We start from the raw sequence: 14824 nt of genomic DNA, 5'->3' as shown, positions 1-14824 counted from the left end.
GCGATGGCACCATATTTGGATGCTTGAGGCAACCAAAACTTCGTCTGCCCCCGAGACCAGTGCGGTCCCGGCCAACCCAGCCCTCGCCGCCGAGGCGAAGATCTCCCGCATCGCGGTCACCATCTTCCCGCTGCTCGTCGTCGTCGCGGGCGTCGCGGGCTACCTGGTGCCGGGCGCTTTTAAGCACCTCGGTCCCAGCGTGCCGTACCTGCTGGGCATCATCATGTTCTGCATGGGCCTGACGCTGACGCCGCCCGACTTCGCCTCCGTGGCCAAGCGCCCCTGGGCCGTCGTTCTCGGTATTGTGGCGCACTACGTCATCATGCCCGGTGCCGGCTGGATCATCGCCGTCGCATTGAATCTCCCACCGGAACTGGCCGTGGGGCTCATCCTCGTCGGCTGCGCGCCCTCGGGCACCGCGTCCAACGTGATGGCGTTCCTGGCCAAGGGCGACGTCGCACTTTCGGTCGCGGTCGCCTCTGTGTCGACACTGATCGCCCCGGTGGTGACGCCGCTGCTGGTCCTGTTCTTGGCCGGGTCCTACCTGCAGATCGACGCCGGCGGCATGGTCCTGGACATCGTCAAGACGGTTCTCCTGCCGGTGATCGCCGGCCTGCTGGCACGCCTGTTCCTCAAGAAGCTCGTGGCCAAAGTACTGCCGGCCCTGCCCTGGGCCTCCGCCGTCGTTATCTCACTCATCGTCGCGATTGTGGTCGCCGGCAGCGCCAGCAAGATCGTCGCCGCCGGAGGGATCGTGTTCCTCGCTGTAGTGCTGCACAACGGCTTCGGCCTCGGCCTCGGGTACCTGGCCGGCAAGCTGGGGCGTCTGGATGACAAGGCACGCCGGGCGCTGGCCTTCGAGGTTGGCATGCAGAACTCGGGTCTGGCCGCCACACTGGCGACGGCGCATTTCAGCCCGCTGACCGCACTGCCCTCCGCGGTGTTCTCACTCTGGCACAACATCTCCGGCGCCGTCGTCGCGGCCTGGCTGGCGCGGCGCCCGCTGCGTGACGCTTAGCGGCTGTAACTCCACAGCGTCCCCCTGCGGGCCGCGGCTTCAGCCGGGCGGCCCGCAGGGGATACAGGTTTAGTACCCGGTGCTGCGTCCGCCGCTAAGGACGTCGGCGGTCCCGGACAGCCCCAGGCGGGTGGCGCCTGCCGCGATCATGGCCTGAGCGGCGGCCCAGTCCCGGATGCCCCCGGAGGCCTTGACGCCAAGCCGCGGACCCACCGTGCGTGCCATCAGCTCGACTGCGTGGACTGTGGCTCCGCCAGCCCCGTGGAAGCCCGTCGAGGTTTTGACGAAGTCGGCTCCGCTGCTTTCAGCGGCGTTACAGCACCGCACGATCTGCTCATCCGTCAGCGCCGCGGTCTCCAGGATGACCTTGAGCACGGTCGGCGCCGGCACGGCCTCGCGGACGGCGCTGATGTCCCGTTCGACGGCGTCGTAGTCACCGGCCCGGACCGCTCCGACGTCGATGACCATGTCGATCTCGTCGGCACCGTTGCGCACTGCCTCGCGGGCCTCCGCTGCCTTGACGCTGCTGTGGTGCTTGCCCGACGGGAAGCCGCAGACCGCCGTGATCCGGGTTCCCGTGCCAATGCCGGCCAGCGGCAGCATGGATGGCGAGACGCAGACCGACCAGGCCCCTAGGCGGGCGGCTTCGGCGGCTGCCTCCTCGGCCTCGGCCCGGGTTCCCGTGGACTGTAGGAAGGTGTGGTCCACGATCCCGGCCAGGCCGGCCGCATTCAGTTCAGTCATGATTCTCCTTGGGGGTAGGGGGCTACTTGCAGGTGGCCGTGTCGCCGATGCCGCGCAGGTAGGAGCAGAACTCGTCGACTCCGCTGCCGGTGACGAGCTTGCCCTGGAGCACCCGGGACTCTTCGACTTTTTCGCCGGCGGCAACGGCGTGGCCGATCTTGGCGACTTCCTGGCCGAGCGCGAACGGGGACTCGGCGTTCGTGGCGTACATCTCTCCGCTCTTCACTGCGGCGAGGGCATCACCGATTCCGTCGTTTCCGACGATCTTGATCGTGGCGAGCAGTCCCCGTGACTTGACGGCGGCCACCGCGCCGAGCGCCATTTCATCGTTGGCGCCGTAGATCCCGGTGATGCCCGGGTTGGCCTGGAGGATGTTGGTGGTGACATCGAGGGCCTTGCCCCGGTCGAAGTCTGCGGACTGCACGGCGACAACCTGCACGCCCGGGCATTCCTTCATTCCGGCTTTGAACCCTTCGGACCGGTCCCGTGCAACGCTGGTGCCGAGGAGGCCCTGCAGCTCAGCCACTTTGCCGGTACCGCCGACAGCGTCGCAGAGGGCTTTGGCGCCGTTCTTGCCCGCCTGGACGGCGTCATAGCCGATGAAGGCGGCCAGTTTGCCCTGATCGGGCACGCGGTCGAAGGCGACAACGGGGACGTTTGCCTGGTTGGCCTTGACGGTGATCGATCCGCCGGCTTCGCTCGAGGTCGGGTCAAGCAGCAGCACTCCGGGCTTCTTCACGAGCGCGGTGGTGGCCTGGTTCAGCGCGGCCGTGTCGTTGTTGTTGGCGTTCTGGACATCCAGGTTCACGCCGAGTTTCGCGGCCTGGTCCTTGGCGCCGTCGCCGACGGAGACGAAGAACGGGTTGTTGAGCGTCGAGATGACCAATGTGGCCGATTTCTGCTCGGCCCCCGCGCTTCCGTCGTCCGTGGAGCGTACGGCCGTGGTGACGCCTGCGCCGACCACCAGGAGGCCCGCCACGGAGATCATAGCGACCTTCGGAAGGAGGGGAGCCGGTGCGCCGGGGCCTGTTGCGGGCGCCGTCGTGGGCGTTGCCTCGGCGGGCCGCCCTGACCGGAAGATGCGCATCAGGACCCCGGAGTTCCGGTCCACAAACACGGCCAGCAGGATCACGGCGCCCTTGACGACGCTCTGCAGGAACGGGGAGACGTTGAGCAGGTTGAGCCCGTTGTCGATCATGGCCAGCAGGACCGCGCCGACCAGGGTGCCCAGAAGCGCTCCGCGGCCGCCGGCGAGGCTGGTCCCGCCAATGATCACGGCTGCGATGGCAGCGAGCTCCAGGCCGGTACCGGCGGTGGGCTGTGCCGTGCCGAGACGTGCGGTAAGGATGAACCCGGCGGTCGCGGCGAGGACGCCCGAAATCATGAAGGCCAGGATCTTGACCCGGTCGGTGCTGATGCCGGCGAGCCGCGCGGCGTCGGCGTTGTCGCCCGTGGCGTAGAGCTCGCGGCCGTACCGTGTGCGGGCCAGGATGTAGCCGAACAGCACACCGAGGACCAGCATGATCCAGATCGGGGTGGGAATGCCGAGCAGGTTGCCCTGACCCAGCGCCAGGAACGCCTCGTTGGTCACCTTCACGGGGTTGCCCTGGGAGAACTGCAGCGTCAGTCCGGCGAAGATGGACATTGTTGCCAGCGTGGCGATGAACGAAGGCATTTTGGCTTTGGTGACCAGCACACCGTTGATCAAGCCCGCCAGCGCGCCGACCGCGAGGCCTGCGGCGAGCCCGGCCACCACACCGTATTGGCTGATCACGCTGGCGGTGGTGATTGCGCTGAAGCCGAGGACCGCTCCGACGGACAGATCGATCTCGGCGAGGATGATCACGTATGTCTGCCCCGCAGCGATCAGGGCGACGACGGCGGCCGTGAGCAGGACGTTGAGCATGTTGGACGGCTGCAGGAACAGCGGTGTGGCGAAGACAAGCGCTATGGCCACGAAGGCCAGCATCCACACCGCGCGCAGCTGGTCACTGAAGAGGGATATTTTTTTCATCGGGATACGGTCTCCATTGCGTGTTCCAGGACGGACTGCTGGGTCAGGGCGCCGGAGGTCAGCTCAGCGTTGATGCTGCCTCCGCGCATGACCAGCACCCGGTCCGACATTTCGACTAGTTCGGGCAGGTCAGACGAGACAAGGACGACGGCGACGCCCTGGGCGGCGACGTCGTTGATGATGGAGTAAATCTCCGCCTTCGCGCCCACATCGACGCCGCGCGTGGGTTCCTCCATCAGCAGGATCGCGGGGTTGCTCAGCAGGCAGCGGGCCAGGAGGACCTTCTGCTGGTTGCCGCCGGAGAGTGTCCCGACGGCGTCGTCAATGCTGTTGCATTTGACGCTGAGCCGGGTGGAGATCTCCTGGCACCGGTCCCGCTCGCGTTTCAGGGCCACAATCCCGTTCCGGGTGATGGCGCCAAGGGTGGCCAGGGATTCGTTGTGCGAGATGGGCTGCGCCAGCGTGAGGCCCTCCGCCTGGCGGTCCGGGGTCAGGTAGGCCACGCCGGCGGTGATGGCGTGCCGGGGCGACTTCAGTGTCAGCGGCTTGCCGTCGATGCTCACGGAGCCGGCCGCGTTGTCCAGTCCGAACAGCGCGCGCAGGACCTCGCCCTTACCGCTGCCCATCACGCCGCCGATCCCGAGGACTTCCCCGGCCCGGACCTGGAAGGAAACCCCGTTGACGACGGCCGATTCCAGGTTCCGGACATCCAGCCGGACCCGGTCCGTGGCGTGGTGTTCCTTGGGGTAGAAGTTCTCCACCTCTCCGCCCACCATGGCGGACACGACGGCGGCTTCGGTCAGTTCGGCGGCGGTTCCCGTCTTCGATACGCGGCCATCGCGCATCACGACAATGCGGTCGGACAGTGCGAAGACTTCGGGGAGCCGGTGGCTGATGTAGATCACGGCGACGCCGGCCGCCTGGATCTTGCGCACCTGGGCGAACAGGAGCTCCGATTCGCGGTCGTCAAGGGCGGCTGTCGGCTCGTCGAGGATGAGCAGCTTGACCGAGTGGTTGAGGCAGCGGGCCAGCTGCACGAGCTGCTGCTGGCCGAAGCTGAGTTTCCCCACCGGAAGTCGGGTGTCGACGTCAATCCCCACCTGGCTCAGGAGCTCGGCGGCGCGGGCATGCATCTTGTCCTTGTTGACGAACAACCTGCCGAACTCGCCGGTGCCGTCATGGGCAAAGATGTTCGAGGCAACGTCCAGCTGCGGGAACAGGTTGTTCTTCAGTTCCTGGTAGATGACCTGGATGCCTGCGCCCATGGCGTCCTGCGGTCCGCTGAACTTCCGCGGCACGCCGTCGATGGTGATCTCACCGGAATCGGGCTGGTAGGCCCCGGCGATGATGCGGGTCAGGGTGGATTTTCCGGCCCCGTTTTCGCCTACGAGGGACACGATCTCGCCGGGTTCGATGCTGAGGTCGACACCGCGGAGCACCCGGTTGGGGCCGAAGGACTTGGTGATGCCGCTGAGGGTGACTGTCATGTCAGTACACCACCCCGGCCACGAGGATCACGTTGGCGTAGGGGGTGAATTCGCCGGAGCGGACGGCGGCCCGGGAGTTCCTGGTCCGCTGTTTGAATTCCGTGTGCGGGACCAGCTCCAGCGGGATGCCGTGGCTGCCCAGCCGGTCCTTGAGGGCCTCAAGGAGTTCCGGGCTGTGCTCGGCGATCTCCGACGCCGCGATGGCGCCTTCCGCCTCGACTTCGGCCAGGACGACGTCCAGGCACTCCAGGAACCGGGGGACGTTGGCTGTCAGGGCAAGGTCGATCCGTTCCACGCCGGCCGGGATCGGCAGGCCGGCGTCGGTCACGACAAGTTCGTCGGTATGGCCCAGTTCCGAGATGACCCGGGCGAGGGATGCGTTGAGGGTACCGCTGTTTTTGCGCATAGTTGCTCCACTGCGTTGTAGAGGGATGGGGTGGTGGGTGGCTCTTCCGGCTAGCGGGCCGTGGCGGCCTGCCCGGCGAGGAACGCGTCAATGGCTTCACGCTGCGGGAGGCTGGGGCTGGCCCCGGCAACGGTGACAGCCAGCGCGCCGCCCGCCATGGCGCGGCGCAGGGACTCGTCCCAGTCCAAACCTTCGGCCAGCGCGCTGCCAAGCACGCCGGCAAAGGCATCGCCGGCGGCCGTGGTATCCACCGCGGTGACACGGAAGGGTTCCTGGAGGGTCACGGTTGTGCTGTCTGCGGACGTCCGCTCAACGACGACGGCGCCGGCGCCGGCCAGGGTGACGACGGCACGCTGCACGCCGCGGTCGGTGAACCAGCGGCCCGCCGCGGTGGCTGATTCGTGATCTGTTACCTCGATTCCGGTGATGAGGCGCGCTTCGGTCTCGTTCGGGGTGACGATGTCCACGTGGGGCCAGAAGTCCTCGTCAAGGGCCGACGCCGGCGCCGGGGCGGGGTCCAGAATGACGGTGATGCCGCGGGCTTTGCACGCGCGTGCTGCCTCCAGCGCCGATTCGTGCGGGATCTCCAGCTGGATCAGGGCGACCTCGGCGGGACGTGCGGACTGGTCCAGGGATTCCCTGATGTGGCCCGGGCTCAGGTGGGAGTTGGCGAGCGGGATCATCACGATGTCGTTTTCCGCCGAAGCGTCCACCCGGATGTGGGCGATTCCGGTGGGGCCTTCAGTGCGCATCACGCGTGAGGTGTCGATGTTCTCTTCGGCCAGGGTCCCCAGGACCAGTTCGCTGAAGCCGTCATTGCCCACGCTTCCGATCAGGGATACCTGGCTCCCGGCGCGTGCCGCCGCCAGCGCCTGGTTGGCGCCCTTACCGCCGAGGACCATGGTGAAGGCGTTTCCGAGGACGGTTTCCCCCGGCTGCGGGAGGCGGTCGCTGAAACTGGTCAGGTCGCAGGTGATGCTGCCGATCACCAGTACATTCCCGTTTCCGGGCGCAGTTGTTGTCATGGGATTCCTTAGTGATGTGGTCAGGTGGGAGCGTTAGTTGGAGGCGGGAGCGGAGCAGGACTGCCGGATGGTCAGGCTGACCGGGAGGACTTTGTGCTCCAGCGGGGGCTGGTCGGGACTGCCGAAATGTTCAATCCGCTCGAGCAGCAGGTCCGCGGCGGCGTGGCCCTCGGCGATGGCGGGCCGCGAAATCACGGTGACAGGCGCCGGGAGCAGTTCCGCCAGGTCGAAGTCGTCAAAACAAAGGAAGGAGAGCTGCCCGGGGATTGACACGCCGGCGGCGTGCAGGGAGAGCAAGGCACCCTGGGCCATAGTGTTGTTGCCCACGAACAGTGCCGTGATTCCGGTGGGATTATCGATCAGCTCCTGGGCTGCGCGGCGGCCGAAATCACGGCTGAATTCGCCGATCTTGACGGCTTCGGCCGGGACCTGGATGCCGGCGTCGGCCAAAGTCTGCAGGAAGGCCTGGTGGCGAACCCGTCCGGGGACGGTGTCCTGGCGGCCGCTGATGATGCCGAAGCTGCGGTGCCCCAGGGACAGGAGATAGTCTGCGGCGGCTTTGGCCCCGCTGGCGTTGTCGACGTGGACCAGGTCGAAGCCCGGCTCATCCCCCACGGTCCGGTCGATCAGCACTACCGGCTTGTTGAGGTCCGCCAGCATCCTGCGGGTGCGGTCGCCTTCTTCGGCCGGCACAATCGCCACGGCGTCGACGGCGTCGATGAGGTTGCCCAGGAGTTCCGATTCCGCGCTGAACTGCTCATCGCTGCTGGCCACGACGATGCGGAATCCCTGCGTCATGGCCCGTTCCTCGATGCCGCGGACAAGGGCGGCGAAGTACGGGTTGGAGATGTCGGGGACAATCACGGCAATGCTGTGATGCTTGCCCAGGCGCAGCCCGCGGGCACTGGCGTTGGGCCGGTAGCCGAGATCCGTGATGGCCTGCCGGATCGCCTCGGCACTGCGGACGTTTTCCCCGGCGAGCATGCGTGAGACGCTGGCGATCGACACGCCGGCAAGTTTTGCCACGTCATGGATGTTTGCCACGGATGCCCTCTCCTTTGAGTCGGCCGGGTCTGCTGGTCCGGCCCTTCTTGGCCGGGATGAGGCGCCGGTTGTGAACCCAATCACTCCGGCATTCGACAACTGTAAACGTTTTCAGTTGGAAGTACAAGAGCTGGTTTGACCAGCTGTTTTTGCCGGAGCGGCGTTCAGGAATCCCCGGGCCCAAGTCCTGGGGGCGTGCCTGGGATGTCGCGTACGGAGACCTTCAGCCGGGCGATCAGCCGGGCCACGGCCCGCTCGGCGAGGGCATCCGCCGTCGTGCTGGTTCCGGTCGGCAGCACGTCGACGCCGGCCGGCGGCGGGGTGTCCGAGACGACCAGCTGGGCCACGCCGCGGTCCACGAGTTCCATCATGGCGCCGATGTCGGCGGCGGTGCGCTCGGCCGGGCGGGAGCCGAGGATGACGCCGTCGGCGCCGCCGGAGAGCATAAACGGACGCCAGCTGTCGCCGAGCAGGATGACCGGCTGGTAGCCGTGCCGGGGCAGGATCCGGGCCGCGGCCGTGGCAAGCTCCCGGTCCCGGGAATCGTCCAGATCGGTGATGGCCACAGCGACGACGTCGGTGCGGCCGCGCCGCATCCCGCGGGCGGCCCCGTTGGGCACATAGCCGAGTTCGTGGGCCGCGGCATGGACACGGTCCTGCGTGGGTTGGCTGATCCGGGTGTTTCCGCCGGGGCGGCCGGACAGCACGTAGGACACGGTGGTCAGGGACACGCCTGCCGCCTCCGCAACGTCGCGGATGGTGGGCTTGGATCCGTGCCGCACTGATGACTCCCGGGTACTTCTCCGCCGCAGCTTGGCGGCGGCCTTGAGGCTGGCTTCTCCTTGAACTGTAGCGGGAAATCACGCGCCAGGGTCACGGCGAGGACTTTCCGCCGGCTGCATTGTTAAGGGTTATGTACTCCTCTGGGCGGCCACCGCGCGAAAGGCGTAGCGTTCAGAGATGGCTGAGGACAGATACACCACCGAGAGGGACGGCTTCGGGCGGCTCCTGGCAGACCGTGAAGTCTGGCGGCAGGCGGGCACCATCCCGGCGGCCGGCGAGCTCACCGCACGCTGGCTGGAAGGCCGCAGCGAGTACCAGCCGGGGACCTTCACGCCCGGTTTCGACGCCGAAACCCGGGCCATCGCCGGCAGGCTCGCGGAGCTGGGCCGGAACGGGCTCTTCACCAAGGAATCGCAGCCCGGCGTGCTCTCCGAGGGACACGCGCAGCGTGCCTACGTGACGGGTTTCTGCAGTGCGGAGTCGGCGTCGGCGCTTCTGGAGCTGTCCGGCCGGACTGACCTGGTGACCGTGGCGCATGCTCCCGGAGAAGCCAGCCAGGCCTCCATCCCTGTGACCCTGCGGGACGGCGCCGTGGCCACGGTCCTCGGCAGCAGCGAAGGCCCGGTCACCGAGGAACAGCTTCGGGACTGGACCGAGGAGGCCAACGAAACCCTCGCCCTGCTTCTGGCCGAGTCCTGGTACGTGGAGGTCTTCGATCCGGTCTGGGGCCGGGACGGGGTCCTCCTGCCCGCAGTCCTCAATGCGCTGACGGGCGCGGAATCAGGCGGCCTGGGCTAATCCCAGCCGATGCTGGCGGCCTCGTCCAGGGTGCGTGCCTCGAAATGCTCCAGCATCTCGTGCATGCCCTCCAAGCTCTGCTTAAACATCTCGGACGCCCGCCACACTTCAGCCTGTTCCAGGGATTCCCACGGGCCGGTGCTGATGAACCGGTTCCGGACGTCGTGGTCATGCATCAGCACGGCCTTCGCGTGCGGGAAGTCTTCCTGGGTCTTGCGGGCCAGATCCCGCCACGCCTGCACGAAATCATTCTCGCGGCCGGGGTGCACCAACCAGATTCCCAGCGTATAAACCGACACGTCGATCGCCTCCAAAGTCTGCACGGGGTGGATACCCCTGATTATCGGCCCGTCCGCCGGCTTGCGGGTAGGGCCGATTTACCCGAGGGCGGCCCACCTGGCGGTTTCAAGAAGCCGGTGCGCCGGGCGCCAAGGATTTGTAGGCTGATGCCATGACTGAGACGCAGCAGAAGGCCGACCTCACCTGGTCCTACGGCACCCGGGCCCCCGAGCGGTTCTGTTCCCAGCTCATCGATTCGACCGAGGGGTACCGGATCGCCGTGCTCACCCTGATGGCCTGAGGACAGATGCCGGAATCCCGCGACGCCCCCCCTGCCTACATCCTGCGCGGCGCCCTCCTCACCGACGGTGCCCGTGCCGCGGACTCCGTTGTGGTGGTGACGGGCGGCCGCATCGCCTACGCGGGACCCGGCAGCCGCTACGATCACGCGCAGTTTCCCGCCACCGAGGAGCTCCCGCTGCCGCCCGGCAGCTCACTGCTGCCCGGGCTTGTCGACCTCCACTGCCATGGTGCGGCCGGCGGCGGATTCCCGACGGGTGACGACAAAACGTGCCGGGAGGCAGCGGACTTCCTGCACCGCCACGGGACCACCACACTGCTGGCCAGCCTCGTCACCGCCTCGGCCGACGAACTGCTGCGGTCCCTCGGCGTCCTTGAAGTCCTTGCCGCCGAGGGTCTCATCGCCGGAGTCCATGCCGAAGGCCCTTTCCTCTCCCACGCCCGCTGCGGCGCGCAGAATCCGCGCTGGCTCCGGGACCCGGATCCGGGCCTCCTCCGGGAGATGCTGGCGGCCGCCGGCGGTGTGCTGAAAACGATGACCTACGCACCCGAGCTTCCGGGCGCCGGCGAGCTGGTCCGGATACTCACCGAGCACGGTGTCACGCCCTCGCTGGGCCACACCGACGCCGACGCGCGGACGGCGGCGGCCTCACTGACCGAGGCCGCAGCGTTCGTGGGCAGCGCGGCGCAGGCAGGGGCTTTCGGGCCGCAGGCCCGGCCGACGGTGACCCACTTGTTCAATGGCATGCCGCCGCTGCATCACCGCAGCCCGGGGCCGGCGGCAGCCTGCCTGCGGCTGGCCGCCGCGGGGACGGTCGCCGTCGAGCTCGTCGCCGACGGCGTCCACCTCGACCCGGAGACGGTCCGGATGGTGTTCGACCTGGTCGGCGCCAGAAACATCGCGCTGGTGACGGATTCCATGGCGGCAACCGGGCTGCCCGACGGCGACTACGATCTGGGCCCCTCCGACGTGGTGGTGCACGACGGCGTGGCCACCTTGAGAAGCAACGGCGCCCTGGCCGGGGGAACGGCGACCCTGCTGGAGGTTGTCCGCACCACGATCGCTGCCGGCGTGAGCCCGGCCGACGCCGTCCTGGCGGCAACCCTGGTCCCGGCCCGTGTCCTGGGCCTCGAAACCGAAATCGGAAGCCTCCGGCCCGGAATGCGCGCCGACCTTATCGCCGTCGACCCGGGCTTCGAGCTGGTGACGGTCCTGCGCGGCGGGCGGATTCTGGACTCCCCCGCCTGAGACCGGCGCGGCCTCCCGGGCTGGCTGGCTACGCGCCGGGCTGGCTGGGCGCCGCCGTCGTGCGTTCCCGCCCGGTTGCCGGGCGAAGCGGCCGCCTACGCCCCGACACGCCGGTCCTCCGGCGTGTCGGGGCGAAGCAACCGGGCAGGAGCGCACCGGATCATCAGGGAACCGGCCGGCTCAGGCGGGAACCTTGTCCGCCAGGCCGGAGCGGGCCGCGCGGACGGCCGGCACGCCGTCGCCGTCCTGGCCGTACAGCCAGTCGTTGTACTGGAAGTCGTTGTCCTTCCGGCTCTTGAAGAGCAGGTTGCGCAGCGTCCGGGCCAGTCCGGCGACGTGCCAGGATTCGCCCCAGACACGGGCGGTGCGCTGGACCCGTGCGGTGCGGCCGGCACGGTTGTTGTTGAACTCCTTGATCGCAGCGTCCCAGGCTTCCGGGTGCACGCCGTCGGCGGTGAAGACGGTGCCGTTGCTGACATCCTGCAGCGCTGCGGCGTCCTCGAGCGCCTGGCAGGCGCCCTGGGCGAGGTACTGGAGCATCGGGTGCGCGGCGTCGCCCATCAGCACCATCCGGCCGGCGACCCAGTTTTCGATCGGGTCGCGGTCGTACATGGGCCAGCGGATCCCCGTGGCCAGGTTCTTGAGCGCTTCCTGAACGGCCGGGACGCAGTCCTTGTACGCCGCCTCGAGCTCGTCCACTCCGCCGTACTGCTCCTCGCCGCGCTCGAACGAGGGGCTCTTGAAGACGGCAACGGTGTTCAGCAGCTCGCCCTTGCGCAACGGATACTGCACCAGGTGGCAGTCCGGGCCGAGGTAGACAATGACGTCCTCGAGGTCAGCCTTGGGGGTGTCCTCGGTGATCGGAACGGTGCCGCGGTAGGCGACGTAGGCCGAGGAGACGGGCTCATCGCTGGCCACGAGCGGACGCAGGGTGGACTTGAGTCCGTCGGCGCCGATCACGACGTCGGCCTCGTAGTCCACACCGGCCGCGGTGTGGGCGACGCCGCGGCCGTTCACGGTTTCCACACTCTCCACCATGACGTCGTTGACCAGCTTGACGCCCGCCGCCTCGCAGCCTTCGAGCAGGACCCGGTGCAGGTCGCTGCGGTGGATCACGACATACGGTGCGCCGTAGCGGTCCGCGAACTCCCCGTTGAGGGTCTGGCGCGTCAGCTCCTCGCCCGAGACGGCGTCGCGGAAGACCAGGTGCTTGGGCTGGACGCCGATTTCCAGTGCCTTTTCCAGCAGGCCCCAGCGCTTCAGGACGCGGGAGGCGTTGGGGGCCATCTGCAGCCCGGCGCCGACCTCGCCGAATTCGGGGGCCCGTTCCACGAGGGTGACGTTGGCGCCGTTCTCCCGCAGCGCGAGGGCCCCGGCCAGTCCGGCCATTCCCCCTCCGATGACGAGGACATCGGTGGACTCTGCACCGGTGGACTGGACGTGCTCAGACATTGCTTGCTCCTGTTGTTGAGAGGGAGGGGGAAATTGAAGATTTGGACTTGAGTTTGAGGCCGACGGCGGCGAGGAGGACCGCGGCGATGGCGGCTGCCCCGGCGAAGGCGAGGAAATTGGAATTGACGCCCAGCCCGGCGGCCAGCAACAGGCCGCCCACCTGGGGTGCGGCGACGGCGCCGATGCGGCCCGTCCCCAGCGCCCATCCCAGCGCGGTTCCCCGCAGGTGTCCGGGATAGTGGCTCGCGACGGCGGCGATGATGAGGCACTGCGTGCCGTGGGTTCCGACGCCGGCCAGGACCAGCATGAGGTACACGACCGTGACTGACGGTCCGGTGACCAGGACCATCAGCGCGACGGCGGCGACGGCGGCCGCGGCGATCGCGGTCGGCACCGGGCCGAACCGGGTCCCGGCCCAGGCCGTGATGACCGAGCCGGCCACCGCACCCAGGTTGAGGGCGAGGGCGAAGGTCAGGGCGGAGCCCAGGTTGTAACCGGCCAGCTGCATGAGGTTCGGCAGCCAGGTGCCCAGCCCGTACCAGGCGAAGAGGGTGGCGATCGTCGCCAGGGCGAACAGCATGCTGACCCCCAGGTACGGGGCGCGGAGCAGGGAGGAGAAGCCGGACGGCTCCTTGATGGTGTTGGCCTTGCCGCCCGCCTTACGGGCGGCCTTGTCTGCTGCACTGACCGGCGCCAGCGTCTCCGGGAGGTATTTCAGGCCAAGCGGCACCACGATCACCAGGGCCAGGCCCGCCACCAGGAACATCGACTGCCAGCCGAAGGCCGGGATCAGCTGGATGCCGACGAGGGCGGCGATGGACCCGCCGATCGGGACGCCGGACATCATCAGGGTGGCGATGGTGGACCGCCATTTGGTGGGGACCAGTTCGGCAACAAGGGCGTTCGCGGAGGGCACCAGTCCGCCAAGCCCGATGCCGGCGAGGAGCCGCAGGGAGCCGAAGACGGCGGCGTTGGGTGCGAAGGCGCAGAGGACGGTGAAGACCGAGAAGATAACAGCACAGCCCAGGATGGTCCGGCGGCGGCCCCACGAGTCGGCCATGCGGCCGGCAAAGATCGCCCCGATCATCATCCCGAGGAAAGCCATGGATCCGATGGTTCCGGCGGTGGCCTTGTTCAGGCCCCAGCCGGTTTCGGAGATCAGCGAGGACTGGACGGTGCCGTAGACGATGAGGTCGTAGCCGTCGAAGACCACCAGCAGCCAGCAGACAAGCACGGCAGCTGCCGAGCCTTTGGAAAACCGCGATGCAGACCCATCAGCGGTGGTGGGGGCGGAGGCCCCCGGCGATGACCGGTGCGGCGCTGCAGCGGGAGGTGTGTGATTCATGCCACTAACTGTCCTAGCCGCCGCAGGTGAACCACAATAGAATTCTGATGTGCAGAACAAGCCCCCGCCCGCATCAGCCCGGAAGCCCGTCCAGAAGCGGCCCACCTACTCCATCGAGGCAGTGGACAACGCGCTGCAGCTCCTGCAGCTGCTTCGCGACGGCGGGGCGCTGCGGCTCAAGGACGCCGCCGAGGAACTGGGGGTGGCGCCGTCCACCGCCCACCGCCTCCTGGCCATGCTGGTCTACCGGGGCTTCGCCGTGCAGGATGAAAACCGCCGGTACGTGCCTGGCCCGGCCATGGGCGTCGGGCCGGCCGGGCTGAGCTGGACCAGGCTCCTCCGCTCGCTCTCCCAGCCGCACATGGAACTGCTCTCCGCGCGACTCAACGAGACCGTCAACCTTATGGTGCGGGTGGGGACGAAAGTGCGCTTCCTGGCCACGGTGGAGGGAAACAACGTCTTGCGGGTGGGTGACCGGCAGGGGACGGTGATGCCTGCCAATAAAACCTCCGGCGGCAAGGCCATGCTCGCCGAGCTGGAACCACCGATGATCGACCAGCTCTTCCGCAGCAACAATGCAGAGATCGGCGGGGACACCATTCCGGCGGCGGAGTACCCTGCGTTCCTGCGCGAGCTGGAATCCATCCGCAACAACGGTTTCGCCGCCAATTTCGAAGGCACGGAGGACGGTGTGAGCGCCCTCGGCATCGCCCTGCACAACCGGCATGGGAACGTGGTGGGCGCGCTCAGCGTCGCCACACCCGCCACCCGCTTCCGAAAAGTGTTCGACGCCGGACTCGTCCCCGCAATGCGGGAAACGTGCCGGCAGCTGGAGATCGACATCGCAGCGAATCCGGCCGACCCGGACTGAGCGCCCGGC

15 protein-coding genes are annotated in these 14824 nt (G+C 68.1%); 5 read left to right on the top strand and 10 right to left on the bottom strand.

Features of this window, described 5'->3' with window-relative positions:
* Positions 1–19 precede the first annotated feature (19 nt).
* On the top strand, positions 20–1018 hold the full coding sequence (locus AC6EUH_RS03650) for a bile acid:sodium symporter family protein (RefSeq protein WP_499737842.1): 999 nt from the start codon (positions 20–22) through the stop codon (positions 1016–1018).
* 69 nt (positions 1019–1087) lie between these two features.
* On the opposite strand, the gene deoC is transcribed toward AC6EUH_RS03650, so the two are convergent.
* From deoC to AC6EUH_RS03615, 7 genes are all read right to left on the bottom strand, one after another.
* Complete coding sequence (gene deoC, locus AC6EUH_RS03645; protein WP_499737841.1) at positions 1088–1762, bottom strand: deoxyribose-phosphate aldolase; 675 nt, start codon at positions 1760–1762, stop codon at positions 1088–1090.
* Positions 1763–1784: 22 nt separating this feature from the next.
* Entirely contained in the window at positions 1785–3776 is a 1992-nt protein-coding gene (locus AC6EUH_RS03640) for an ABC transporter permease/substrate-binding protein (protein WP_056428417.1), read from the bottom strand.
* The gene (locus AC6EUH_RS03635; RefSeq protein ID WP_499737840.1) at positions 3773–5263 is read right to left on the bottom strand and encodes a sugar ABC transporter ATP-binding protein; all 1491 of its coding nucleotides are present in this window, start codon (positions 5261–5263) and stop codon (positions 3773–3775) included. Before AC6EUH_RS03635 ends, AC6EUH_RS03640 begins: the two co-directional genes overlap by 4 nt.
* 1 nt (position 5264) lies before the next feature.
* The gene (gene rbsD, locus AC6EUH_RS03630; protein ID WP_056428425.1) at positions 5265–5669 is read right to left on the bottom strand and encodes a D-ribose pyranase; all 405 of its coding nucleotides are present in this window, start codon (positions 5667–5669) and stop codon (positions 5265–5267) included.
* 50 nt (positions 5670–5719) lie between these two features.
* Positions 5720–6694 carry a ribokinase gene (locus AC6EUH_RS03625; RefSeq protein WP_499737839.1) on the bottom strand — a complete coding sequence of 325 codons (975 nt, stop codon included), beginning with the start codon at positions 6692–6694 and terminating at the stop codon, positions 5720–5722.
* A 33-nt stretch (positions 6695–6727) separates the two neighbouring features.
* The gene (locus AC6EUH_RS03620; protein WP_499737838.1) at positions 6728–7738 is read right to left on the bottom strand and encodes a LacI family DNA-binding transcriptional regulator; all 1011 of its coding nucleotides are present in this window, start codon (positions 7736–7738) and stop codon (positions 6728–6730) included.
* Between the two features lie 164 nt (positions 7739–7902).
* On the bottom strand, positions 7903–8520 hold the full coding sequence (locus tag AC6EUH_RS03615) for a LacI family DNA-binding transcriptional regulator (protein WP_499737837.1): 618 nt from the start codon (positions 8518–8520) through the stop codon (positions 7903–7905).
* Between the two features lie 178 nt (positions 8521–8698).
* On the opposite strand from AC6EUH_RS03615, the gene AC6EUH_RS03610 reads away from it, so the two are divergent.
* Complete coding sequence (locus AC6EUH_RS03610) at positions 8699–9319, top strand: DUF6919 domain-containing protein (RefSeq protein WP_499737836.1); 621 nt, start codon at positions 8699–8701, stop codon at positions 9317–9319.
* Here AC6EUH_RS03610 and AC6EUH_RS03605 read toward each other — a convergent pair.
* A complete protein-coding gene (locus AC6EUH_RS03605) occupies positions 9316–9642 on the bottom strand; it encodes an antibiotic biosynthesis monooxygenase family protein (protein WP_235500166.1) in 327 nt (108 codons plus the stop codon). The two genes, AC6EUH_RS03610 and AC6EUH_RS03605, sit on opposite strands and share 4 nt — an antisense overlap.
* Positions 9643–9770: 128 nt before the next feature.
* Between AC6EUH_RS03605 and AC6EUH_RS03600 the strand changes: the two genes are divergently transcribed.
* Positions 9771–9899 carry a hypothetical protein gene (locus AC6EUH_RS03600; protein ID WP_268753747.1) on the top strand — a complete coding sequence of 43 codons (129 nt, stop codon included), beginning with the start codon at positions 9771–9773 and terminating at the stop codon, positions 9897–9899.
* A gap of 6 nt (positions 9900–9905) precedes the next feature.
* Positions 9906–11147, top strand: coding sequence for an N-acetylglucosamine-6-phosphate deacetylase (nagA, locus tag AC6EUH_RS03595; protein ID WP_499737835.1), 1242 nt, complete (start codon positions 9906–9908; stop codon positions 11145–11147).
* 180 nt (positions 11148–11327) lie between these two features.
* Here nagA and AC6EUH_RS03590 read toward each other — a convergent pair whose 3' ends face one another.
* On the bottom strand, positions 11328–12599 hold the full coding sequence (locus AC6EUH_RS03590) for an FAD-dependent oxidoreductase (RefSeq protein ID WP_056428441.1): 1272 nt from the start codon (positions 12597–12599) through the stop codon (positions 11328–11330).
* Positions 12592–13944, bottom strand: a complete 1353-nt coding sequence (locus AC6EUH_RS03585) for an MFS transporter (RefSeq protein ID WP_056428444.1) — start codon at positions 13942–13944, stop codon at positions 12592–12594. Before AC6EUH_RS03585 ends, AC6EUH_RS03590 begins: the two co-directional genes overlap by 8 nt.
* 49 nt (positions 13945–13993) lie before the next feature.
* Between AC6EUH_RS03585 and AC6EUH_RS03580 the strand changes: the two genes are divergently transcribed.
* Positions 13994–14815 carry an IclR family transcriptional regulator gene (locus AC6EUH_RS03580; RefSeq protein ID WP_499737834.1) on the top strand — a complete coding sequence of 274 codons (822 nt, stop codon included), beginning with the start codon at positions 13994–13996 and terminating at the stop codon, positions 14813–14815.
* Positions 14816–14824: the final 9 nt, after the last annotated feature.

The organism is Arthrobacter sp. 001422645 (assembly GCF_059816125.1).
The sequence above is the reverse complement of the archived record's forward strand: the minus strand, read 5'-3'. Positions and strand labels throughout refer to the sequence as shown.

Coding starts and splice junctions, on each gene's coding strand:
- AC6EUH_RS03610 (WP_499737836.1), top strand. CDS start 8,699: ATGGCTGAGGACAGATACACCACCGAGAGGGACGGCTTCGGGCGGCTC.
- deoC (WP_499737841.1), bottom strand. CDS start 1,762: ATGACTGAACTGAATGCGGCCGGCCTGGCCGGGATCGTGGACCACACC.
- AC6EUH_RS03625 (WP_499737839.1), bottom strand. CDS start 6,694: ATGACAACAACTGCGCCCGGAAACGGGAATGTACTGGTGATCGGCAGC.
- AC6EUH_RS03590 (WP_056428441.1), bottom strand. CDS start 12,599: ATGTCTGAGCACGTCCAGTCCACCGGTGCAGAGTCCACCGATGTCCTC.
- nagA (WP_499737835.1), top strand. CDS start 9,906: ATGCCGGAATCCCGCGACGCCCCCCCTGCCTACATCCTGCGCGGCGCC.
- AC6EUH_RS03635 (WP_499737840.1), bottom strand. CDS start 5,263: ATGACAGTCACCCTCAGCGGCATCACCAAGTCCTTCGGCCCCAACCGG.
- AC6EUH_RS03650 (WP_499737842.1), top strand. CDS start 20: ATGCTTGAGGCAACCAAAACTTCGTCTGCCCCCGAGACCAGTGCGGTC.
- AC6EUH_RS03640 (WP_056428417.1), bottom strand. CDS start 3,776: ATGAAAAAAATATCCCTCTTCAGTGACCAGCTGCGCGCGGTGTGGATG.
- AC6EUH_RS03600 (WP_268753747.1), top strand. CDS start 9,771: ATGACTGAGACGCAGCAGAAGGCCGACCTCACCTGGTCCTACGGCACC.
- AC6EUH_RS03585 (WP_056428444.1), bottom strand. CDS start 13,944: ATGAATCACACACCTCCCGCTGCAGCGCCGCACCGGTCATCGCCGGGG.
- rbsD (WP_056428425.1), bottom strand. CDS start 5,669: ATGCGCAAAAACAGCGGTACCCTCAACGCATCCCTCGCCCGGGTCATC.